We start from the raw sequence: 20,181 nt of genomic DNA, 5'->3' as shown, positions 1-20,181 counted from the left end.
GGGAAGGAACCCATGACCAAGACCACCGCCTTCCCCACGGTCCGCGGCCTGGACCACATGCTCATTCCAACCCCCAGGTCGGCTCGAACTCTCGCCCCGACCGACCTCACCACCGACCCGCAAAGCCTCTCGGCCGACACCCTGCTGTTCGGCGTCGCCGCGCTCCCGGCGGGATTGGCGGGCGAATACCTCGGCAGCACCCTGGCCATGAAGACACTCCGCTTCAGACTGGCGCGAGGCCTTTGCGGGGTGGCTGATGCCCGCGGCATGGTGATCATCGTCTTCATCGACATCGGCTTGGCACAGGGCCTGCTTACCAAGCCGGCGTTCCCTGTTCTCGTCCTGGTCACCGTCATCACGAGCGCTGCGGTCCTGCCCCTGTACCGCAGGGTGCTCCCGCAACACCTGGAGTTGCACCTCGGCAGCGAAGCGCCCCTTCCGGCGCCGGCACCACGGCCCCTGTCGACACCCGACATGCACCGATGTGCACGTACACGCCGGAGGCACGTGGCCGGGGGCGGCTTCGGAGGGCTGACGCGGTGGCGCGGATCGACCGAATTCCGCTCCCCGCCATGGGGCCACCGGCCGGTGGCGGCCGGAACCAGATCCTGAGCCGCCGGGTGGTGACATATCGTCGGCATATCGAGAATCGCATACACCCCGGCAACACCCCACTCCATTGACTGACGACATGTCCTTCACCCCCCAAGCCAAGCAATGCGACCTCCAAGCCGTGAAACCGATGGTCACGCCGATCACCGCCGCCGAGCACCTGGCGTTCGTACGGGCACAGCGGTCGGTCAGCTTTCTGCAGACCCCGGCGTGGGGCGGCGTCAAGACCGAGTGGCGCAGCGAGTCCCTCGGCTGGTTCGAGGGGCGGCGCCTGGTTGGTGCTGCGCTTGTACTGCACCGCCCAGTGCCCAGGCTCGACCGCTTCACGCTGGCGTATCTACCCGAGGGCCCGGTCATCGACTGGAGCGGCGACATCGGTGCTTGGCTCGATCCGCTGACCGCCTACCTCAAGGCCCACGGCGCGTTCGCGATCCGGCTCGGCCCGCCGGTGCGCACCCACACCTGGAGCGCCGCCCAGGTCAAGGAGGGCATCACCGACCCGGGCCGCAAACGGCTCACCGACATCACCGGCCACTGGACCGACCCGGTCGGTGCCCGCGTGGACGGCAGCCTCCGGGGCGCCGGCTGGCTGCCGCAGAGCCCGGAGGACGGGTTCGGGGTCGGGCACCCACAGTTCAAGTACGAGCTCCCGCTGATAGGCAGGACCGAGGACGAACTGCTCAGGGGCATGAACCAGCAGTGGCGTCGCAACATCAGGAAGTCGGCCAAGGAGGGAGTCGAGGTCACGGTCGGCCACGGAGGTCCGGAGGACTTCAAGGCGTTCCACGACCTCTACGTCCACACCGCCGAGCGTGACCACTTCACACCCCGGCCGCTGCGCTACTTCGAGACCATGTTCGCGGCGCTGAGTGCCGAGGACCCCGAGCGGATCAAGCTCTACCTGGCCCGTCACCAGGGCGACTTGGCCGCCGCCACGGTCCTGGTCCGCGTCGGCGCCCACGCCGTGTACGCCTATGGGGCCTCCTCCACCGCCAAGCGCGAGGTGCGTGCCTCCCACGCCTGCCAGTGGGCGATGATCCGTGACTCGCTCGCGGCCGGCTGCGACGTCTACGACCTGCGCGGCATCACCCCCACCCTCGATGCCGACGACCCGCACGTCGGCCTTGTCCGGTTCAAAGTCGGCACCGGCGGTCAGGCGACGCGGTACGTCGGCGAGTGGGACCTGCCGCTGCGGCCGATGGTCTACCGGGCCTTCGACCTCTATATGCGGCGGCGCGGCCGCTGAACCGCACACCCGCGGCCGCGGCTGCGTCTGGGGGATGTGTCGTCTCAGGTGGAGTCCGGAGTGCGGGCGTAGGTGCTCGGTCCGAACCTGGCGAGCGCGTCGCCGAGAGCGGCGGCCGCGGTAGCCGCTGGCCCCGCGCCCCGCTGAACCCCGGGGCCGCGACGGCCGGCGTCTTTCTCAGCGGAGCCGGCGGACGGGCGTCCTCAGCCGGCGAGCCCCTCGCAGCCCGGCCGGGACCGCAGTGCCAGTCGGTGCGCGTACCGGTGGAGGGACGGCTGCCCACGCGGCGACGAGGTTCCACACCACGCGCGGCCTCAGCCCTCGCGCTGAGCTCGACCGGAGGCGAGGACGAGCCCGCAGGCGCCGGTTCCGTGGACGGCGAGGGGCTCGACCAGCGCGGCGGACGCGGTCCCGGCCGGGCGGGGCTATCGCGTCCCGTGGCCGTGCTGTCGGCCGGGGCCGAGCCGACGTCGCCGTTGTCGGGCGGGGACGTCAGCGATGACGGCGGTCTGGTTATCGCTCTGGGAACGCGCGAGGTGCTTGAGCAGTGCCGCGGTCGTGCCCGTGATCGGAGGCGAGGAGCCGTGCGGAGTGCGGGTCCAGGGTGGAGAGCGCCTCCACCAGGACATCGATCGCCTCTACGGCGTCCTCGACAGCGACGGTGCTCCAGCCCGTAGGGTGCGCGGCCTCGGCGAGACGGCAGGCCGCCTCCGCCGCGGCGTCGGCGTGCTCCTCGACGCCCGGTGCAGCACCGGCGGAGAGATCCAGTGCCGGCTCGGTGACGGGCGGCTCGGGGGCGGGGGTGATGAGGGTGCCGAGTCCTCGGCCGAGGGCGCGTCGCGGCTGCGCTGGGGTCACGGAAGGAGTCTGCCGCACAGGTCGGCAGGGGCAGGCCCGAGGGCCTCCGCTGCGCACGAGCGCGCGTACGGTGGGCCTTCGGCGCCGACGCACAGCGCCACCGTGGCCGAGGTGACGATGTGGTCCGCGACATCCAGGAGCACCGCTCCGGCGCTGGCCTTGCGTCAGCTCGCCGGGGGGAGCCTCGTGACCAGTGACCCGATCGACTACCGTACGGCCGCCGGCTTCGACGGCGCCGGGTAGGTAGTTGGCGAAACCGTTGGCCGTACCGACGTCAAAGTAGCGTTCAGGAAGCGCCCGTAGACGTCTGATTTACCACTCGCGGTTCACGCTCTCGCAGGAGGCGGTGACCAGAATGTTGGACCTGCCGTCTCCCCTCGGCGGGTTGTCGATCCGCTTGAGACCAGGGCGTATGCAGTTATAGCGGTGGGCGACCGCGCCTTGGTAGTCCCGCAGCTCGATGGTGATGAACGCCGGCTTCCAGAACATCCCGTTCCCCTTGAGCCACTGGTCGACATCATCCTGGGGAGGGTTGTTCCCTCGAAGGAAGCTGATCTCATGGTCCCTGCCGGAGACCGCGAGGACCCACTCCGCGGGGCGACCGGCGACGTTGACGAAGAAACTGTGCGCGCTCAGTGCGTCACCGGGGAGGAGGTTACCCTCGTCGAGGGCCGAGGAGGTCGAGGTCGTCTGCTGGGGGGCCGCGTCGGCGGGGCTCACGGCGAGACCGCATGCTGCGGCGGCGATCGCCATGGCGGCAGCCGCCTTGCCGAGGCGCTGGAGTGCGGTGCTGTGATGCGACATGGTGCTCCATTCCGAAAATGAGCCTGGGCAATGTCATCCCATCCCCGGAGAGCGGCGATTGTCACCATAGGGGCGGGAATTTTGGCTTGATCCGCTCGGAAGCGAGTGCTGATGACAGCCGTTCCCGCGCCAGTACCAGCCGGGAATCGGGGTCGGACTGCGGCACGGGTAATTCACCGTTCGTGGCCGCATCACGGGCCGGTGAAGATCCCGTGCCCGCCGATACGCCGCCAGACGATGTGCTGCGCCCCCTGTATCCGCTCTGGCCCGTAGGACCAGGTCGCGCGTCCGGCTCCGGACCAGGTGAGTTCGTAGACGCCCGGCGCGCAGCGGACGCGTCTGATGCGAAGACCCGCGCGGAAACGGCCGGCGCGGAGGTCGGGGACGAAGGCGCGGGTGACGACGCGGCGGAAAATCTGAGCTGCGACAATGAGCGCTGGGCCGGGTGAACGGCCATGCGGACCGGGAGGAATGGGTGGAGCGGATCACCGAGGAGCAGGTCAGGCAGGTGATCGAATTCGTGTTCGCGCGGATCCCCGACAGGGCCTCGCTCCAGGGCGAGCTGCCCGCCGCGCGGCCGAAGCCCTGCGCCTGGCCGCCCTCAGGCAGGCCGCGGCGGTGCGCTTCCACCGGGACTCCTCGGCGGCGGCAGCCGCGGCCACTGAACTGCACGCGACCGCCTCATGGAACCTCCTGGTCGCCTTCGCCGAAGTCTGGGATGATCACCCGAATTTCCCCGCCGGTGCTGCCATAGAGACCTTCGAGTTCGACTCCGAGTCGCCCTTGTCGCCGACTGCGCACCGCGACCCGCCGCAGGAGCGATAAGCCCTACGGGATCGTGGCTGTCCGGGTGCTTCCCCACCCCTACGGAAAGCGCGGCCGGGGTGGTTACCGCGAGGAGGGCGGGGCGCTGCGCTTCTCGTACTTGCTGTGACCCTGACGTTTGTCTCAGCGCGACGTGAGTGCGGCGTGGGCTGCAGCCTCGTGTAGCCCTTCGGTTGCTGGTCGGCGGCAGATTCGCTCACGAATTCCTCATGTGTGCTTTCGTTCGAATGTGCGACGGAGGGTCGCGGTGTGACCTCCGCTACTCCCTCCTCGGCGTTGGTGACGCTGGGTAGCTGTTCGCCTGCTCGAATTGAGTAATGCGGTGCGCATGCGTCGGCCGGTAACGCGTGCGCTCGCCCGCGACTGTACGCAATACGTAGTCAGACGGTCGCCCTGAGCGGGATTTCGTCCCCTGCGGCGTGAGTGTCGGGCACCCGAAATCGCTTAGCTGGTAAGCGAACTGGCGGCACAACCACCCGTGTGTGCACCTTCGTTGGCCGGTTCGGGCCGACGTGGGTTTTCACGAAGAGGGGCTATGACCAGCACGAGCTGTGCCGCTCCGCCGGTGCGCACCGCCCCCCGGGGGGGCAGCGGCGATCCCCCGTCTTGTGCGCTCGGCACCCGCCCCCTCGTCGGGGCACCGATGACCGACGGACGTTCTCTTGGTCTGCCGGACGGACAGACCCCGGACAGTGGGGAGCACTTCGATCTGCCGCTGGACTACCAGGCGTTCTACATCTCCCGCCAGGAGATCTACCACGACTACGCCACCGAGCTCCTCGGTGACCGGGAGGAGGCCGAAGAGCTCGTCCACCACGTCATGCTCGAGATCTTCCACGCCTGGGACGACCTTCTGTCCAGCCGGGACTTCGAGGAAGAAGCCTGGATGATCATGCGGGTGGCGACCGTCCAGCGGCTGCGCCGGGAGAAACGGCGGCCGGCCTTCGTCGCGAAGGGCGCCTTCACCCGCCTCATGGACAAGGCCCGCGACCAGCTGAAGGACCTGGAGGAGAGCATCGGCCTGTACTCGGCGATCGCCCAGCTCCCGCCCCGGCAGTTCGACGTCATCGTCCTGCGTCATTTGCTCGGCTACCCCACCCGGAAGATCGCCTGGTTCCTCGGGCTGGACCCCCGCACCGTCGACTACCACGGCCGCAAAGGCAGAGACCGCCTCGGCCGCCAACTGGGCATTTTCGACCGTCCCGAGGGGGACAAGTGACACCCGGCATCGACGACCTGTTGGCAGAAGCCACGGTCCCCACGACCCCGGCTCACGGCTTCGACGTGGGCGCGGCGCTGCGCCGCCTGGCGGACGACGCCGCCCGCACCCGGCGGGACCGCACCGTGGTCCAGCTCCGTCAGTCCCGCGAAGCGCGTCGCAGGCTCGACATGATCTCCCGATGGGTGGTCACCCTTCCGGAAGCATCCGCGCAACTGGGCGACTTCGCCGATGAGGACCAGGTCGACGTCGAAGGCATCCTGGTCTTCGCGTGCCTGCTGAGACTGACCGGCTACCTGGACTCCGCGCAGTTCTGGTGGCAGATAGCCGCCGGCGCGGGGAACCGCATCGCCTCCTACTGCCTCCACCTGCACCACCTGCAGTTCGACGAGCAGAGGATGGCCAGGCTCTGGTTCGACGAGTTCACTCACCTCTCCGACCACGGCTGCCCCCACCTCCCGCCCAACCGCGCCGGACTCGCGACGGCAGCCCTGCACCACATCCGGCAGAGCGGCACCAGGGGACCGCTCACCGCTGAAGGGCTCAAGGACGAAATCCACCGGCTGGCTGCCACGGCGAGCCACGGCATCGTCAGCCGCCCCGACCACCGACTCGCCGAGCGACTCGTCGAGCTCACCGACCACCTCTGAGCACTCATATCCCTCACCGGCGGGCCGGCTCAGCCGCCCGGCCCGCCCGACACCCCCTCTTGGAGTCGTCGTGAGCCGGACAGAGAAGACCGAACCACCCCCTCCATACCCTGCAGCTACGCCTCGGAGGACTGAAAGTCACCCTGCAAAGACGGCCCACCAAAGTGATCAGTGCGGTGGGGACGGTGCTGACCGGTGTCCTTATCTGGTGCTTGACCGGCGATCCCGCCTTCCCGCTCGGCACATGACCACCAGAGAGGAAGAAGCCGGCGGGCGCCGATCACGGGCCAAGACGCCCCGTCCACCCGCCGCGCCCGCCCCCGGTTGGGACAGCACTGCGGCTTCTCGTCCGTCAGCGGGCAGTGCCCAGGCCATCCGAAGAGACCATGAGCCGGTCGGCGCCGCACATCTCGCACGCCTGTGCGCCCGGCCGGCGCAGAGCCTCGCGCGCCTGGTCGGTGGTGAGATCCGCGGAGCCTTGGGCGACGAAGCACGAGGCGTGGTGCAGGACGCTGCGCTGGGGGCCGGTGTCGTTGTACGGACGGCGCGGGTACATGATCTTCCAACAGTCGGAGTCGTCCCCGCGGACCTGCGGCCAGCCCGCCCTTGCGCTTTCGCCGGCCGCGTTCTCGCGTTCCCGGGGCGGGGACGGGGAGCGGCGGGTCAGGGGCTGGCGCGGGCGAGAGCGGCAGGATGCCGTCGCAGCGGCACGCCCTTGTAGGCTTCCGCTTGCGGCCCGCCCGCCCTCCGGGCCCGGCACGCCGTCGCCGACGTCTCAGCGGTCCACCCTTTCCGCGGGGTCGAAGGGGTTGGGGTAGGCGGCCATTTCCTCCAGCCGCGTGATGACTGTCTGGCAGTCGCCCAGGGCACGGTGGCCGCCGCCCAGCGGCTGCCAGGTGTAGTTGCCCCAGTAGTGGTGCCAGGCGCCGTAGAAGGCGGCTTACTGCTCCATCGCGCACTCCTCCCACTGCTGCGCGTCCAGCCATGCCTGTGCGGCTGGGTGTCGCCAGTCGCCGTACCGGGGGGGTTTGGTCAGGTCCGCCGTGTGCAGGGCGAGGTGGTGCAGGTGGAGTTCCCACAGCAGCCGTCCGGTGTCGTACTCCCGGTTGTAGATCACGATCCTCCGCCCGGCGAGAGCCTCGGTGAGGCGGGGGGAGGACCTCGGAGAAGGAGGGGGCGTCGGCCACCATCGCGTCGGTGATGCCGTGAATCGCCGTCGCTTCAGCCTGGATCGGCTCGCCGGGGCCGAGAAGCGTGTTGAGCGGCACCGTCCCGGACGCCGTGGTGACGGCGACCTCCACGATCCGCGAGTCGCAGTCCAGGCCCGTCGTCTCGGTGTCCAGGATCGCGTACGCCTCCGGCTCGGCCAGGATCTTCTGCGCCCACGCGATGGTGGGCCCCAGGTCGTCTAACCGCTCCCGGCCCGTCGGCCGCTGCGCCTCGGCGCGCTCCCACTCGATCTCCTCCTGACACGGACCGCAGTGCCGGTCGGCCATGGCGCGTTCCCGCTCGCTCATCGTGGACCACACCGCGAGCGGGACTATCTGCACCAGGCGCCGCTGGCACGACCGGTCCACCAGCGACCGCGCCACCTTTCGGCCGCACTCGATGTGTTCGCCGCAGGCCAGGCGCAGCCCGCCGCTGTATCCCCCCAGCGGCGTCGGATTCCGGAAGATCGTGCCGCACACCTGGCACGTACGCCGCCGCAGCTCGGCCGCCTGCTGCCGCTGGCGGTCCCTGCACGGCCGGCACGTCCCCCACACCGGGGACGGGAGCACCTCGCCGCACGCCGTGCAGGTGCGCCGCTGCTCCATCTGCCGGCGCTGCAGAGCCGGCAGCGGCCGCATCCTCGCCGACTGCTCCGAATCCCACAGTGCGACCCGATCCCCGTACCAGCGCGTGTAGATGTACGCGGCCGGGCGCTGCCCCGCTCCGGGCTTGCGCCGCACCCGGCGCAACTGGGTCTTCGTCCGCAGAAAGGCCGGCGCCCGCCCGCTGCCGTACACCGGCACCCCGCCCACGAACGTTAGCGGCTCGCCCCGGGCCACCTGGTCCGGATCAACGTCGTCCCGCCCGACCGCCGACGCGGTCAACACCTCACTCACGGCTACTCTCTTCGGCCTAACAACCGACCAAGCGGAACGAACGTGACATAAGGCCTAAAGTGGCGTCAAGTGCCCCAAGATGTAGGCGAGTTGACCGTGCATGCTTAGAACTGCGTCCGCGTACGCGAGGGAAAATTCACCCGTCAAGGCCCCCCGCATCTGACCAACCGAGCTGTCTGGCGGCCGGGGCGAGGCAGTGGGATAGGTCTGCATGGAACGATGACGAACATGCGTTCCCGAATACCGCGGGCTCTGGCGCGGCCGCTGAAGCTTGGGGAGATCCTCCACCTGAGCACGGTGCTCGACGTCGATCCGGATGTGGTCCCGGTCCTGGCCGGCGAACTCGCGGTGGGGGACGAGATCGCGTCCTGGCCCGACGGTCAGGTGACCCGTGAGCCCTACCCGCGCCCGGACGGACGCGTCGAGGTTGAGATCAACGGCGCCTGCCTCGACACCGACGCGCACGAACGGGTCGGGGTACGGGCCCCATTGGATCTCCCAGCCGATCCGGATACCGCCCGCGCCCTGGACCAGCGTGTCGGTCTGGATCCACGACCGCGGACCCACCGGAGTACGCACCTCGCTGTCCGCACGGTGCCCGTCCGCCACGGACACCTGCACGATCCGCTCCTGGTAGGCCTTGTGTTCCAGCCGAGGTCCTCGCGGGTCAGGTCCAGTTCGATGCGCCACTTCTCGTGCCAGACGATGTTCGCCACCGTGCACCGCCTTCCGATGCTGGAAGAATCACCTCCTCGAGGGTAGGAGCAGGCACTGACAACCCGGCAGACACGGGATTAGCTGTATGAACTGGGAAAGCTTGTTCGCATCACTCATGGCAGGGCGAGGGCGCCGTGGCCGCAGGCATACCTGATCCGGCCCGTGCAGGTCTGCCACGTGAACGGCAAGGTCATCATCTCGTCGACCTCACCTGCGGACTCACCCAGGCCGGCCGCCGGAGAGGACGCGGTCGGCGAGTGTTGTCGCCGGGCTTCCGGGAAGGGATGTTGTTCACCCCCCTCCGTATCCCGGCATTGACCTGGCCCCACCAGGACCCCTGATGAGGGAAGGATCTCCGTCATGTCCCTTGAACACGCTCTGGGAACCACGTCGCCCGAGGCTGATCCGATAGCAGTCGCCCAGGCCCTTGAGCTGGACGTCCTGCCGGAGCTGGACACCGTCCGCGATCAGCTCCCCGGCTGGGCCACCTCCCACAGCCTGGAACTGCTCCGCACGCGCCTGGGGGGACAGCACCTTGAATGTGTGATCAGCCCGGGCACGATGAGTGCACAGGACTTCGTCGCCCTGGCAGCCCGTGCCCGTGCGCCCTTCATCTACTACTACGACGCGCTCTTCAACGCCCAAGAGTTCGGCCTGGAGGAGGAAACCCTCGTTCTCCTGGACGCGGGCGGACGCAAACGACTGACCGCGCTCCTCGCACGAGCCCGGACACACCACGGCCGATGCCAGGAACTGCGCCTGCACTTTGTCGCGGGCGGCATCGTTCACACCTGGCACGCCGACGCTCTGTGGTGGGACCAGCTCGAGAACGAACTGGACGAGCTAGGCGAAAAGTGCATCGAACAGGAGAAGCCCCAACCCGAAGAAGCGCCCTCCACACCGGAAGAGGTCGACCGCCTGGCCAGCCATCTTGAGAGACTGCCGGCTTTCCGTGAGGTGACGAAGAGGAGCGAACGGGAACGGGTCCTGCTCCGAGAGTTCCCCCAACTGCGCTCACAGCGCTTCAACGGGCTGGGCCGACTCGGCTGGGACACCCTTGAGGAGGCCACAGCCCGGGTTGCTGAGGCGGCCAGGAAGGCCTACGGTGACTTCACCGCGCATCTGCCGGACCTTGCCCGGGACGCACTCGAGGCCGGTGTCCTCGAACATGCCACCACAGCAGCCGCTCGCCGCGCTGCCCTGCGGGCCTTCGCACAGGATCGGTCCGGCGGCTATCCGCCCTCCAAGGAGTTCGTCGAACTCCTCTACAGCGAGCCGCTGCTCAGGAAACCGCGGTGAAGGGCCGGCCGATGACCACCGCTCCGACCTCCGGCTTCTCCGCCTTCGCCCTGGAGCCCTTCCCCGAGCTCCAACTGGGCGACGACCTGGCGAGCTCCATCACCGGCGTCCTGAGCCGTACCGGCACCGAGCTGTGCGACGAGGACATCGTCGTGGTCGCGAGCAAGGCCGTGTCCGTGGCGGAGAAGCGGTAAGTCGACCTGGCTAGCGTCACCGCAGCCCAGCGCCAGCGCCCCGCGTGCCGTGACTCATGGCCAGGCGCCCGGGCGGGGGCCGTCACGCTCCCCGCCCGGGCGCCTGGAGACTACGGATTCGGCCTCGGGGAACATCGGTACAGCGGTTATCGGTGAGAACGATCATGGTCAGGGGGCGAGGGCGCTGACCCTGTTCTCGTACTCGCGGCGGGCCTTGCGCTGGGCTGGCACTGCGGGGAGGCCCTGGCCGCCGTTGAGCGGCTAGCAGCGGGCGAGAAGCTGGCGGTGCACGGCGGGGACGGCGCTGACGCGCAGGGTGTAGCCCTGGCCGCGCCGTACGGTCACGCCCTGGTCGAGCGCGGCTCGCTCGACGTCGTCCAGCCCGGAGCTCCGGAGGAAGTCGGCCACCTTGCCCGGCATGTCGAGGGTGACCGACAGCTCCGGCGCCGGCGTCTTCTCCGCTGTGGCAACGTGCTCCGGCAGGAGGTCGTCAACGGCGGTGCGTACGGCGCCGCGGCTGACGTTGTGCTCGCGGGCCAGGGCGGCGCTGGACTGGCCTTCCAGGAAGACGGTGCGCGCATCGGCGACCGCGCCGCCTGCGAGGGCGGGGCGGTGTCCACCCTTGTTGCCCTTGCCTCGGCGGCACGCAGTCCGTCGTAGGTCAGCTCGCGCTGGAGGTCGCGTTGGAGTTCGCCGGCGGCGGCGAGAGTCTGCACCATGAACTTCACGGTGGACAGCAGCTCGCCGGTGCGCGGGTGGCGGGCGGTGAGGTCCATGGCGGAGAACGCACCGTCGTGGATGCGCAGGGCGAGCTGGTCGCGGTGCAGGACTTCGAGGACGTCGAGAATGTGCTGGTTGCCGCGCACGAGGCGGAACATCTCGGAGATGTGCACGGTGTCGCCCGGCCGCGCGTAGGTGAGCAGTTCGCCGAACTTCGGACGCTGGAGCGGGTGGAGGCGCCCGGGTCCTCCTCGAAGACGGCAGGGTTCTCGATCCCGGCCTCGGCCAAGACGAGGTCCCGGCGGGCGGTGGACTGCTGGTCGGTCGACACCCGCTTGTAGACGAGATTGGCCACGCTGTTTCCCCGCTTCTGCCACCGCATCGGACCCTTGGGTGTCATCTAACCCTGTCGTCATCCGTCATCGGATCTCATTGGATCGGGGCCGCCGTCGGGTCCCGGAATCACTGGGTTCATTGGACGTCCGCCGCCCCTGTCGTCAAACGATCGTTTGACGACAGTGTTACTGCCTCGCGGACGAGACTTGACGCCCTCAGCTTGTGAAAGTCTGGGTTCCGATGACGGACAGCAGAGCCAGGCGCTGGGCGTCGTCGGTGTCGGGCTGGGCGGTGTAGACCATGATGCGCAGGTCGTTGCCGGCGACGTGGAGGACGTCGCAGTCGAGGGTGATCGTGCCAACGCTGGGATGGTCGATGGTTTTGCGGCTCGACTGGTGTTCGACGGTGGTTCCGGTGTCCCACAGTTCGGCGAAGTGGTCGCTGCGTCGCCGGAGTTGGGTGATCAGGTCGTTGAGTGCGGTGTCGTGCGGGTAGAGGGCACTGGTGCGGCGCAGGTCGGCGGCGAGGAGTTTTTGGAGGGCGCCGTTGGATTCTGTGGTGTGCCGTACGCGGGTGGTGGAGGTGATGAAGGCGCGCCAGGCTGCGTTGAGGTCCGGGCCGGACCATGCTCCTATGAGCGCGATGTAGTGGGGGTTGGCCAAGAGCTGGGTCCAGGTGGCGTCGTAGACGGCAACGGGGGTGGTGCTCAGGCGGTCGAGGATGCGGTGGACGCCCGGGGGGATATGGCGGGGCACGGTGCCGGGGCCGGGCACGGTGAGGCCGGCGAGCCGGAACAGGTGCTCGCGTTCGTGACGGTCCAGGCGCAGGGCGCGGGCGAGCGCTTCGACGATCTGGGACGAGGGGTTTTTGGCGCGCCCCTGTTCGAGGCGGATGATGTAGTCGGCGGAGATCCCGGCGAGCTGGGACAGTTCTTCGCGCCGTAGTCCGGGGGCCCGTCTGCGGCCGGTGCCGGTCAGGCCGGCCTGGTCGGGGGTGATGCGGTCGCGCCAGGCGTGCAGGGCCTCGCCGAGGGCGGTGGTAGGCATGAGGTCATGGTGACAGAAACGGCTTTTGCCTAGCCTGGTACCGATAGTCCCAGGAAAGCGCGTCTACTGCCTGATCATCCGATCAGTAAGGATGCTGGTGGTCATGAACGAGACCACAGCATCGAAGAACGCTCCTGTCGTCGGATTCCTCGGCCTGGTTGACCAGGGGCTGCCGATGGTTCGTGCCATCGCCGAGGCCGGGTTCCCGTTGCGGGTGTGGGCCCGGCGCCCTGCCTCTCTGGAACCCCTCACCGGTGTCCCGCACGCGGCGGAGGGTTCGGTTGAGGCCCTGGCGGCTGCGTGCGACATCGTCGCTCTGTGCGTGGGCACCGACGAGGACGTGGGACGCCTCGTGACGCAGATGCTGCCGCATCTGCGCGAGGGCGCGATCGTCGTCGACCACGACACGGGCCTCCCGGCCACCGCGGCCCGCCTGGCCGAGCAGTGCGCAGCCCGTCGGGTCGCGGTCGTGGACGCCCCGGTCAGCGGCGGCCGAGGAGGGGCGCCTGACTTGTATGGCCGGTGGGCCCGACGACGCCGTCGCGCGGTGCCGCCCGGTGTTCGAGGCGTTCTCCGCCCACGTCGTGCACCTCGGTCAGGCCGGCGCGGGGCAGACGGCGAAGCTGTTCAACAACGCGCTGCTGATGCTCAACCAGCGCTCCGTCGCCGACATCGTGGCTCTCGCCGCCCATCTGGACGTGGACCTCGGCCCCCTGGTGGACGTCCTCAAGCTCGGCAGTGCCTCCAGCGCCGCGCTGAGCCTGCTGAACACAATGGTGCACCCCGCCAACGTCGACCACTTGTCCAAGGTGGAGGCGCTGGACATGGAACTGTTCGACCAGGCCATGCGCGACGCCGGTATCGAGGCCGGCGAGGTCACGGAGCGGGGCCTGTCCGGGGCACGCGGCCTGCCTGCCCTGCTGACCCGCCTGAACGGCTGTAGCCCGCCATGGACACCATCAGCGAGGTCACCCGGCTCGTGCTGCGCGAGCGCCAGAGCCGCGACCGCGGCTGGTACGAGCAGATGGCGGCCTGCTACAGCGCCGACAGCCGCATCGAGATGAGCTGGTTTTCGGGCAGTGCGCCGAGTTCACCGCCCAGACCGAAGCGATGGCTGGGCGCGGGGACATCGCCGTGCACCGGCTGGGCCCGCCCGCCGTGCACGTGGACGGCGACCGTGCTCTGGCGGAGCTGCCCCTGATCATCGAGTGGCGCATCGACGTGGACGGGGTCCAGGCCGACCTCGCCTCCACCTGCCGCTCCCAATACCGCGCCCGCCGCGGCGGGGACGGGGTCTGGCGCATCGTCGCCATCACCTCGATCTACGAGAAGGACACCCTCACCCCCGTCCTTCCCGGCACATCCCTGCCCCTGGACCCCGCCGAGCTGGCCTCCTACCGGCCCTCTTACCGGTTCCTGTCCTGGTTCCTCAACCGCCAGGGATACCCCCTGACCGGCGACGACCTGGGCGATGACCAGCCCGAACGCGTCGCCCAGCAGTACCGCAGCGAGTTCGCCTGGCTGCACGCCATCCCCACCGCCCCGGCCCTCTGAAGCCGGAAACCGAAAGGACACCTCTTTCATGAGCAAGCTCGCTCTCGTCACCGGCGCGACCTCCGGCATCGGCAAGGCGTTCGCGGAGCGCTTCGCCGCCGACGGCTACGACCTGATCATCGTCGGCCGCCGCCAGGAACGCCTCGATGAGTTCGCTGCCGCCCACCCAGGCACGGCCGTGCGTACGGTTACCGCCGACCTGTCCACCGCGGCCGGCATCGACACCCTCGCGCAGATCTGCGCCACCGAGCCGCTGGACATCCTCGTCAACAACGCCGGCGTCTCGCATTACATGCCGCTGGCCGACCTGCCCGCCGACAAGGCCCAGGAACTCGTCAACGTCAAGGTCCTCGCCCCCACCCAGCTCATGCGCGCCGCAATAGGCCCCATGCAGCAGCGCGGCACGGGCACCATCCTCAACGTCGCCGGCATGATCGCCTTCTCCGGCCCCGCCGACAAGAGCGTCATGCCCCGCCGCGCCGTCTACGCCGGCACCCTGGCCTACCTGGTCGCCATGACCCAGACCCTGGCCGCAGAGGTCGAGGACTCCGGCGTCACCGTCGGCGTCGTCTGCCCCGGCGTCGTGGCCACCGAGTTCCACTCCTCCCAGGGCCTGGACATGAGCGCCGTGCCCCGCATGAGCGCCGACGACCTCGTCACCGGCGCCTTGCGTGGCCTCGAACTCGGCGAGACCGTCAGCGCCCCCGGCGTCGAGGACTACCAGGTCCTCCAGGACGTCTTCACCGCCGACCTTGCCGCCTTCGGAGCCCAGGCCCCCACCCTCGCCGACCGCTATACCAAGTAACCACCACCGACCAGGATGCCCCGGATCCCCACACCATCCGGGCGCCGCACCCCTCACCTCGGGGTGCGGCGCTCGCTACACAGGCTCAGCGCGGAGCGCAGGGTGCTCTCACTCTCCGCCTATACCGATCTCATCCTCGTCCAGTTCCGGGGAATCCGGGTCGCGCAGCGGGCGCAGAGCCCCGGCGTCCGGCACGCTGGCGGCGAAGCTGTAGCGGCCGAGCAGGTTCAAGTTGTGGTGCTTGAGCGGGGACAGTCGGGCGATGTCCTCGTCCCGGATCTCATGGCCCCCGGCGCGGAGCTGGGCGACGGCGGCGTCGATGTACTTCGTGGTCCAGAGCACGATGGCGTTGAGGACCAGGCCGAGCGCGCCGAGCTGATCCTCCATGCCGTCCCGGTACGCCTGGTGGATGGTGCCCCGCTTGCCGTGGCACACGTCCCGGGCGAGCTTGTGGCGAGACTCCTGGACGGTGAGCTGCCGATTCATCTGCCGACGGTAGGTGTCGTCCAACGGGTCGACGACCCGCAGCAGGTGCTCGGTCTTCGCGATCCGCCCGTACTCGGCGAACGCCGCCCCCAGCAGGGTCGGGCGGCCGTCGCGGCCGAACATGCGCAGCAGGTCGTAGGCGCGGACCTGGTTGGTGACCAGGGAACCCGCGACCTTCAGCATGTCCGGCCAGTGCGTGATCACCTCGTTCAGGTTCACGCGGTTGCGGGCCAAGTCCTCCACCGGGCCGTACGTACCGGTCTCGACGCCGGGCATCGTGGCCCGCCAGAACCGCTGGTCGTCCAGGTCGCGGAACCGGGGGGCTGAAGTTGTAACCGAGGATCTTGAACAGGCCGAACACCATGTCCGAGTTTATGTGGACAGTTCAAGTTGATCATGTCTCCGGTGTGTCGACGGGTTGGCCGAGGTCGGCCAGGAGCCTCTCGATGCGTTCGCTGGTGCAGTGGTGGCGTTCGACTTCGCGGTCCCAGCCGCGGTCGGCCTCGTCGCGGGCGAGGGTCTGCTCGACCTCGCGTCGTGCTCGCAGCCGTGGTGCGTACTCGGGTGTGGTGACGAACTTCGCGCAGGTCAGGTAGAGGTCGCACTCGCAGGGGCCTTCGGCGGGGAGCCGGAGGCAGCGGCCGAGTTCGAGTTCGGTTTTGAAGAAGTTGGTCTTGAGCCAGTCGACCGAGGTGTCGGGCAGCGTGCCGTTGCGCAGTTCGTCGGCGGCCGGGCCGGCGATGGTGGCGCCGGGTCCGAGCACGGCCTGGTAGTCGCGCAGGACTTCCTGGTCGCTGATCTGCGCGTAGACGAGGGCCATGTTCACGGAGGTGTGCCCGAGGACCTTCATGATGGTGTGGAGCTTCGCGCCGCGTTCGGCGAGCTGGGTGCCCACCGTGTGGCGGAACCGGTGGGCCGAGACGGTGCCGCGGCCGGTACCGCCTCGCCCGCCGGGACGGACGAGGCCAACGGCCTTGCAAGCTGCCTGGATCGGGGTCTCGAACAGGTAGTACGTCGACAGCAGCTTGCCGTGGCTCATGAACAGGTAGCGGATCTCCTCGCCGGTCCGCTCATCGGTGAACGGCCGCTCGGGTGCGTGTCTGCGCAGGTCGATGACCTTCTGCAGGGCCTCGGCGGCATCCTCCTGCAGGGGGACGACGCGTTCCTTGTAGGTCTTGCGGCCGGACAGGCGGAGCCGCGCGGTGCCGTCCGGGTAGCGGTCCAGGCAGTCCAGCGGCAGACGCTGGATCTCGGTGCGGCGGGCTCCGGACCAGCGGGCGACCAGCAGAGCGGCCCGCTGGAACGGGCAGGCGATCGCATCGATGGCGGGCATCAGCCGGTCGAGGTCCTGCTCGGGGATGAACCGCGGCACCTTCTCGGTGTACTTCGGTGCGTCCCCGGCGCCGATGAGGGTGTGGCCGGGCACGTCGTCGTACTGCCAGAGCGCGGTGTCCCGGAAGAACTGCGACAGCCCGGAGATCCGCTGGATCCGCGACATGACGCCCAGCGGCTTGCCCGTGGTCGGGGCCGGTGCCTCGGCGATGTGGCCGATCCAGTCCAGGCAGTGCTGGCGCGTGACGTCGGCGAACGTCGTGATGCCGGGGTGGTGTTCGCCGAGCCACTGCCCGAAGACCCTGACCGCGAGCTCCAGCTTCTCCACCGTCGAGGGGGCGTCGGTCAGCCGGCGGGCCGCGAGCCACTTCTCCGCGACGGCCTGCATCCGGGGCGGCAGCACCAGGGGCGGTTTCCACGACGGCATCAGCTTGCGCGGCTGGACGGCGACCTGGCCACGGTGGAAGAGCACCACCTCCAGCTGGTGCAGGTGCGTGATCCAGCACTTCGCCGGGTCCTCGTAGAACTGCTCGGCCGATGGGGAGAAGGCCGCGAACTCAGGGTTCTCGGGGAACAGGCGGATCGCTTCCAGGACCTCGGCGACGTGTTCGCTGGTGATGTTGGCGACGCCGGTCAGGCCGTTGCGGAGCACGATCCGGGCCACCGACCAGTGCATCGCCTGCTTCGCCGCCGGGCTGCTGTAGCCGAGGGCGATCCTCGACCAGCGTCGTGGTGCCCAGGTCGATCCCGGCGAGCGCGGCCTGGTCGTGGACGCGCAGCTGGCCGACGGCGAACATCCGTGATCGGTGTGGCTGTCCCGCACACCTGGCGGTGTGGTCTTGGCCATGAACTTCCTTTTCGTGATGCTGTCGGGCGGTCAGTGGGGTGCGCGGGCCGACGGGCAGGCCGCGAGGTCGTGCGCCGGGGCGGCGCCGCCGTGGGCGACGGGCCGGTGGCACTCGCCGAAGCTCTCCCGGAGCCGGGCGAGCAGACCGACGGCACGAGCTTGTCGTCCACCTCACGCGGCAGCAGCGGCTTGACGCCCACCTTCCGCCGGGCCAGCGCCGGCAGTCCGCGCACCCCGGCCAGGACCCGCTTCCCGGCACTCGCCGCGTCCAGGGCCTTCGACTCGCCCAGCAACGCGAGGAACGGACGGACCGTGGCGTACCGGTTCGTGAGCGCGACCCGCATGGCGACCTCGGCCGAGTTCTCGTCCTCGGGCACCAGCGAGACCACGGTGGCCGCCGCGGTCATCACGGCGGCGCGCGGAGCGACTTCCTCTACGGCTGCCCAGAGCGCGGCCACGTCCAGGTCCGTCGCCTGCTCCTCGACCAGCTCCAGTTCCTCGAACAGCACCTTCGCCGCCCGCGCAAGCACCCGTGACGCCTTCTCCCAACTGCGGCAGCGTCGACAGCCGCTCCTTCTCCGTCTTCCGCTTCGCCGTATTCAGCAGCCGGGTGGCCATCAGGACCTGGAACAGGTCCAGGGCCTCGTCGATCGCCTTCGCCTCCAGGTGCCGCATCACCGCGGTGAGCATCGCCGTGCGCTTCGGCTCCGCCGCCCGCTCCAGCAGCGGCGCCTTCGACCCCAGCGCGTACCTGGCCAGCGCCGCCATCCGGTTCGGCGGGATCTGCGACAGCCTCAGCCGCCCGAGCCGGTAGGCGCCGATCTCGTCCACCCGCTCCAGCGCGCGGGCGAACGCCGTCCCCGTCGTCCGCGTCGGCGGCCGGCGCAGCCGCTCCAGCTCCGAGAACCGCGAGCCCTCCGGCGTCTTCAACGTCGCCACCAACTCGCCCTGTAGCGCCGGATCCGCGCGGCGGGCCGCGCCCGCGACCGTGGCGTGCAGGCGCTTCTCCGCGACCTGCCGCGCCTCCGATACCTGCCGGGCCAGCACCGAAACCCCGGGCAGCAGGACCCGGTGACGGCGCAGCCAGCCCACCGCGTGGTCGAACAGCGCCTTCGGACCCTCGGCGTGCGTCCACGCCGGCCCGTGCAGGAACGTACGGACCGCCGGCCCCACTCGGCATCCTCGTAGGGGTGGTAGCCGTAGGCGTCCCGGATCTCCCACGCGTGGTCGTACAGCGTCTGGCGCCGCTCCGTGTACCGCTTGACCACGGACGGGTCCTCGATGCCGAGCTGCACGGCCAGGTGCTCGACCACCGGCCACGGCACCGCGAGCGGGTCCTCCAAGAACAGCCCGACGTACCGCACCGTGCACATCTGGAGCGCGAACCCGAGCCGGTGATGCTTCGTACGCCGCAAGGCGATCAGGTCCCGGTCCACGTCGTCCAGGAAGAAGAACCGCTCCAGCTCGGGCCTCGTCGGCTCCTCGGCGAACGTCCCGTACGCCTCGGCCTGCTCATCGCATAGAAATCCCACCGGCACGAGCCGGACCGTAGCCAGCCCCCGACCGGGCCCGGAAGCGTTTCACCGAACCCCAGCGGCGCAGTGGATCACTGTGCTAGACGCCCATGATCGTTCTCACCGATAACCGCTGTACCGATGTTCCCCGAGCCGGATCAGTTGGGTGAGAAGGGCTGTGACGTGCTCCGGGCCCGCCTCGGGGAAGTCGGCGGCCAGTTTCGCCGCCAGGTCGGCGAAGCGGACCGGGGCCTGCGCGGCGTCCAGCGCCGCTCGCACGGGGGCGGTGTGGCGCAGCGACACGTCCACGGCCGCCGTGCCCTGCCCGCGCGCGTCCACCTGGTACGGCACGACGATCCGGTCGCCTCGCACCGTCAGCGCGTTGTTCGCGACGACCGGCAGGTGCGCCAGCAACGGGGGGTTGCTCTCCAGGCGGGCCACCATCGCGGTGAGCCACTCGGCGCTCGCCCGGACCACCGCCCGGTGCTCCGCTCCCCACACAGCACCCGCATCCCGGCCGAAGGACGCCGTGGTGACGCCGGCGAACAGCCCGAAGGGCGTCGCTCGACTCTCCGCGCGCAGCAGGTAGCGGGCGACGGACATCGCCGCGCGCCGCACGTCGCGCGGAGCCGGGTGCTCGATGGCGCACAGCGCCCGCACGCGATCGGCGAGGACGGGGCTGGCGTGGTCGATCCCCTCCGTCACTCCGGAGACACGCCAGACACCCCGCAGCCACGCGGCCTGTGACGCCACTCCGGCCGGAGTGAGGTCGCCCAGGTCGGGCCAGGCCGAGGCAGCGGGCTGCGGGTCGGCGACAGCGCGGACGAGGGCGGTGCTACCGGATCTATAGGCGCGAACGGGGTGGGGCACACGGACCTCCGCATCGGATGAAGCCGAAGGAGGGGGCTGGTGCCGCCTGTGATTGTGTGGTGTGGTGTCAGCGGGTTGGGTGTCAGCGTGCCTGAGTCTCACTGAACGGGTGTTGGCCTGCTCTTTTCGACTGCCGGTCGCA

The 20,181-nt window shown here is 69.7% G+C and carries 21 protein-coding genes and 5 pseudogenes; 14 read left to right on the top strand and 12 right to left on the bottom strand.

Features of this window, described 5'->3' with window-relative positions; all coding sequences use genetic code 11:
- Positions 1 to 12 precede the first annotated feature (12 nt).
- Both ACZ6X9_RS29400 and ACZ6X9_RS29395 read left to right on the top strand, forming a co-directional pair.
- Complete coding sequence (locus ACZ6X9_RS29400) at positions 13 to 612, top strand: hypothetical protein (RefSeq protein ID WP_469781047.1); 600 nt, start codon at positions 13 to 15, stop codon at positions 610 to 612.
- Positions 613 to 691: 79 nt separating this feature from the next.
- Positions 692 to 1,858 carry a lipid II:glycine glycyltransferase FemX gene (locus tag ACZ6X9_RS29395; RefSeq protein WP_469781046.1) on the top strand — a complete coding sequence of 389 codons (1,167 nt, stop codon included), beginning with the start codon at positions 692 to 694 and terminating at the stop codon, positions 1,856 to 1,858.
- A gap of 513 nt (positions 1,859 to 2,371) precedes the next feature.
- Here the strand turns inward: ACZ6X9_RS29395 and ACZ6X9_RS29390 are convergent.
- Positions 2,372 to 2,716 carry a hypothetical protein gene (locus ACZ6X9_RS29390; protein ID WP_469781045.1) on the bottom strand — a complete coding sequence of 115 codons (345 nt, stop codon included), beginning with the start codon at positions 2,714 to 2,716 and terminating at the stop codon, positions 2,372 to 2,374.
- 111 nt (positions 2,717 to 2,827) lie between these two features.
- On the opposite strand from ACZ6X9_RS29390, the gene ACZ6X9_RS29385 reads away from it, so the two are divergent.
- Positions 2,828 to 2,959 (top strand): hypothetical protein, encoded by a 132-nt coding sequence (locus ACZ6X9_RS29385; protein WP_469781044.1) that lies wholly within the window; start codon positions 2,828 to 2,830, stop codon positions 2,957 to 2,959.
- A gap of 69 nt (positions 2,960 to 3,028) precedes the next feature.
- On the opposite strand, the gene ACZ6X9_RS29380 is transcribed toward ACZ6X9_RS29385, so the two are convergent.
- The gene (locus ACZ6X9_RS29380; protein ID WP_469781043.1) at positions 3,029 to 3,520 is read right to left on the bottom strand and encodes a hypothetical protein; all 492 of its coding nucleotides are present in this window, start codon (positions 3,518 to 3,520) and stop codon (positions 3,029 to 3,031) included.
- Positions 3,521 to 4,988: 1,468 nt separating this feature from the next.
- On the opposite strand from ACZ6X9_RS29380, the gene ACZ6X9_RS29375 reads away from it, so the two are divergent.
- Positions 4,989 to 5,564, top strand: coding sequence for a sigma-70 family RNA polymerase sigma factor (locus tag ACZ6X9_RS29375; RefSeq protein WP_469781042.1), 576 nt, complete (start codon positions 4,989 to 4,991; stop codon positions 5,562 to 5,564).
- Positions 5,561 to 6,214, top strand: coding sequence for a hypothetical protein (locus tag ACZ6X9_RS29370; protein WP_469781041.1), 654 nt, complete (start codon positions 5,561 to 5,563; stop codon positions 6,212 to 6,214). Before ACZ6X9_RS29375 ends, ACZ6X9_RS29370 begins: the two co-directional genes overlap by 4 nt.
- Before the next feature lie 352 nt (positions 6,215 to 6,566).
- Here ACZ6X9_RS29370 and ACZ6X9_RS29365 read toward each other — a convergent pair whose 3' ends face one another.
- The 3 genes and pseudogenes from ACZ6X9_RS29365 to ACZ6X9_RS29355 form a co-directional block, all read right to left on the bottom strand.
- Positions 6,567 to 6,770, bottom strand: a complete 204-nt coding sequence (locus ACZ6X9_RS29365; protein WP_469781040.1) for a DUF6233 domain-containing protein — start codon at positions 6,768 to 6,770, stop codon at positions 6,567 to 6,569.
- Between the two features lie 384 nt (positions 6,771 to 7,154).
- Positions 7,155 to 7,331: a hypothetical protein gene (locus tag ACZ6X9_RS29360; protein WP_469781039.1), complete on the bottom strand. Its 177-nt coding sequence runs from the start codon at positions 7,329 to 7,331 to the stop codon at positions 7,155 to 7,157.
- Between the two features lie 94 nt (positions 7,332 to 7,425).
- A pseudogene (locus ACZ6X9_RS29355) lies at positions 7,426 to 7,515 on the bottom strand (hypothetical protein); the annotation flags it as partial.
- On the opposite strand from ACZ6X9_RS29355, the gene ACZ6X9_RS29350 reads away from it, so the two are divergent.
- The 5 genes from ACZ6X9_RS29350 to ACZ6X9_RS29330 all read left to right on the top strand — a co-directional run bounded on the left by ACZ6X9_RS29350 (position 7,472) and on the right by ACZ6X9_RS29330 (position 10,529).
- Positions 7,472 to 7,684, top strand: a complete 213-nt coding sequence (locus tag ACZ6X9_RS29350) for a hypothetical protein (protein WP_469781038.1) — start codon at positions 7,472 to 7,474, stop codon at positions 7,682 to 7,684. The pseudogene ACZ6X9_RS29355 and the gene ACZ6X9_RS29350 overlap by 44 nt on opposite strands.
- Positions 7,685 to 7,708: 24 nt before the next feature.
- A complete protein-coding gene (locus ACZ6X9_RS29345; protein ID WP_469781037.1) occupies positions 7,709 to 8,119 on the top strand; it encodes a hypothetical protein in 411 nt (136 codons plus the stop codon).
- A gap of 428 nt (positions 8,120 to 8,547) precedes the next feature.
- Complete coding sequence (locus ACZ6X9_RS29340) at positions 8,548 to 9,081, top strand: hypothetical protein (protein ID WP_469781036.1); 534 nt, start codon at positions 8,548 to 8,550, stop codon at positions 9,079 to 9,081.
- Positions 9,082 to 9,396: 315 nt separating this feature from the next.
- Positions 9,397 to 10,335 (top strand): hypothetical protein, encoded by a 939-nt coding sequence (locus tag ACZ6X9_RS29335; RefSeq protein ID WP_469781035.1) that lies wholly within the window; start codon positions 9,397 to 9,399, stop codon positions 10,333 to 10,335.
- 11 nt (positions 10,336 to 10,346) lie between these two features.
- A complete protein-coding gene (locus ACZ6X9_RS29330) occupies positions 10,347 to 10,529 on the top strand; it encodes a coenzyme F420-0:L-glutamate ligase (RefSeq protein WP_469781034.1) in 183 nt (60 codons plus the stop codon).
- A 261-nt stretch (positions 10,530 to 10,790) separates the two neighbouring features.
- Here the strand turns inward: ACZ6X9_RS29330 and ACZ6X9_RS29325 are convergent, their stop codons facing one another.
- From ACZ6X9_RS29325 to ACZ6X9_RS29315, 3 genes and pseudogenes are all read right to left on the bottom strand, one after another.
- Complete coding sequence (locus ACZ6X9_RS29325) at positions 10,791 to 10,949, bottom strand: hypothetical protein (RefSeq protein WP_469781212.1); 159 nt, start codon at positions 10,947 to 10,949, stop codon at positions 10,791 to 10,793.
- A 269-nt stretch (positions 10,950 to 11,218) separates the two neighbouring features.
- Positions 11,219 to 11,665: pseudogene (locus tag ACZ6X9_RS29320) on the bottom strand (recombinase family protein); the annotation flags it as partial.
- A gap of 135 nt (positions 11,666 to 11,800) precedes the next feature.
- Entirely contained in the window at positions 11,801 to 12,631 is an 831-nt protein-coding gene (locus tag ACZ6X9_RS29315; protein WP_469781033.1) for a helix-turn-helix transcriptional regulator, read from the bottom strand.
- A 91-nt stretch (positions 12,632 to 12,722) separates the two neighbouring features.
- Between ACZ6X9_RS29315 and ACZ6X9_RS29310 the strand changes: the two are divergent.
- From ACZ6X9_RS29310 to ACZ6X9_RS29295, 4 genes and pseudogenes are all read left to right on the top strand, one after another.
- Positions 12,723 to 13,167: pseudogene (locus ACZ6X9_RS29310) on the top strand (NAD(P)-binding domain-containing protein); the annotation flags it as partial.
- The gene (locus ACZ6X9_RS29305) at positions 13,147 to 13,695 is read left to right on the top strand and encodes an NAD-binding protein (RefSeq protein WP_469781205.1); all 549 of its coding nucleotides are present in this window, start codon (positions 13,147 to 13,149) and stop codon (positions 13,693 to 13,695) included. The pseudogene ACZ6X9_RS29310 and the gene ACZ6X9_RS29305, both read left to right, overlap by 21 nt.
- Entirely contained in the window at positions 13,643 to 14,185 is a 543-nt protein-coding gene (locus tag ACZ6X9_RS29300; protein WP_469781204.1) for a nuclear transport factor 2 family protein, read from the top strand. Before ACZ6X9_RS29305 ends, ACZ6X9_RS29300 begins: the two co-directional genes overlap by 53 nt.
- A gap of 28 nt (positions 14,186 to 14,213) precedes the next feature.
- Positions 14,214 to 14,990 carry an SDR family NAD(P)-dependent oxidoreductase gene (locus ACZ6X9_RS29295; RefSeq protein WP_469781032.1) on the top strand — a complete coding sequence of 259 codons (777 nt, stop codon included), beginning with the start codon at positions 14,214 to 14,216 and terminating at the stop codon, positions 14,988 to 14,990.
- 108 nt (positions 14,991 to 15,098) lie between these two features.
- Here the strand turns inward: ACZ6X9_RS29295 and ACZ6X9_RS29290 are convergent.
- From ACZ6X9_RS29290 to ACZ6X9_RS29275, 4 genes and pseudogenes are all read right to left on the bottom strand, one after another.
- A pseudogene (locus ACZ6X9_RS29290) lies at positions 15,099 to 15,846 on the bottom strand (Tn3 family transposase); the annotation flags it as partial.
- 24 nt (positions 15,847 to 15,870) lie between these two features.
- A complete protein-coding gene (locus ACZ6X9_RS29285; protein WP_469781031.1) occupies positions 15,871 to 17,655 on the bottom strand; it encodes a tyrosine-type recombinase/integrase in 1,785 nt (594 codons plus the stop codon).
- A 149-nt stretch (positions 17,656 to 17,804) separates the two neighbouring features.
- Positions 17,805 to 19,193: pseudogene (locus ACZ6X9_RS29280) on the bottom strand (DUF4158 domain-containing protein); the annotation flags it as partial.
- A 96-nt stretch (positions 19,194 to 19,289) separates the two neighbouring features.
- Positions 19,290 to 19,922: a lantibiotic dehydratase gene (locus ACZ6X9_RS29275; RefSeq protein ID WP_469781030.1), complete on the bottom strand. Its 633-nt coding sequence runs from the start codon at positions 19,920 to 19,922 to the stop codon at positions 19,290 to 19,292.
- Positions 19,923 to 20,181: the final 259 nt, after the last annotated feature.

Source organism: Streptomyces sp. NPDC052910, assembly GCF_055585605.1.
Note: the sequence above shows the minus strand (reverse complement) of the source record. Positions and strands in the feature narration are given on the sequence as shown.

Excerpts from the sequence above, each read along its gene's own strand:
- ACZ6X9_RS29400 (WP_469781047.1), top strand. The coding sequence starts at position 13 with ATGACCAAGACCACCGCCTTCCCCACGGTCCGCGGCCTGGACCACATG.
- ACZ6X9_RS29395 (WP_469781046.1), top strand. The coding sequence starts at position 692 with ATGTCCTTCACCCCCCAAGCCAAGCAATGCGACCTCCAAGCCGTGAAA.
- ACZ6X9_RS29380 (WP_469781043.1), bottom strand. The coding sequence starts at position 3,520 with ATGTCGCATCACAGCACCGCACTCCAGCGCCTCGGCAAGGCGGCTGCC.
- ACZ6X9_RS29375 (WP_469781042.1), top strand. The coding sequence starts at position 4,989 with ATGACCGACGGACGTTCTCTTGGTCTGCCGGACGGACAGACCCCGGAC.
- ACZ6X9_RS29365 (WP_469781040.1), bottom strand. The coding sequence starts at position 6,770 with ATGTACCCGCGCCGTCCGTACAACGACACCGGCCCCCAGCGCAGCGTC.
- ACZ6X9_RS29345 (WP_469781037.1), top strand. The coding sequence starts at position 7,709 with ATGGCGCGTTCCCGCTCGCTCATCGTGGACCACACCGCGAGCGGGACT.
- ACZ6X9_RS29340 (WP_469781036.1), top strand. The coding sequence starts at position 8,548 with ATGCGTTCCCGAATACCGCGGGCTCTGGCGCGGCCGCTGAAGCTTGGG.
- ACZ6X9_RS29335 (WP_469781035.1), top strand. The coding sequence starts at position 9,397 with ATGTCCCTTGAACACGCTCTGGGAACCACGTCGCCCGAGGCTGATCCG.
- ACZ6X9_RS29330 (WP_469781034.1), top strand. The coding sequence starts at position 10,347 with ATGACCACCGCTCCGACCTCCGGCTTCTCCGCCTTCGCCCTGGAGCCC.
- ACZ6X9_RS29325 (WP_469781212.1), bottom strand. The coding sequence starts at position 10,949 with ATGCCGGGCAAGGTGGCCGACTTCCTCCGGAGCTCCGGGCTGGACGAC.
- ACZ6X9_RS29315 (WP_469781033.1), bottom strand. The coding sequence starts at position 12,631 with ATGCCTACCACCGCCCTCGGCGAGGCCCTGCACGCCTGGCGCGACCGC.
- ACZ6X9_RS29305 (WP_469781205.1), top strand. The coding sequence starts at position 13,147 with ATGGCCGGTGGGCCCGACGACGCCGTCGCGCGGTGCCGCCCGGTGTTC.
- ACZ6X9_RS29295 (WP_469781032.1), top strand. The coding sequence starts at position 14,214 with ATGAGCAAGCTCGCTCTCGTCACCGGCGCGACCTCCGGCATCGGCAAG.
- ACZ6X9_RS29285 (WP_469781031.1), bottom strand. The coding sequence starts at position 17,655 with ATGGCCAAGACCACACCGCCAGGTGTGCGGGACAGCCACACCGATCAC.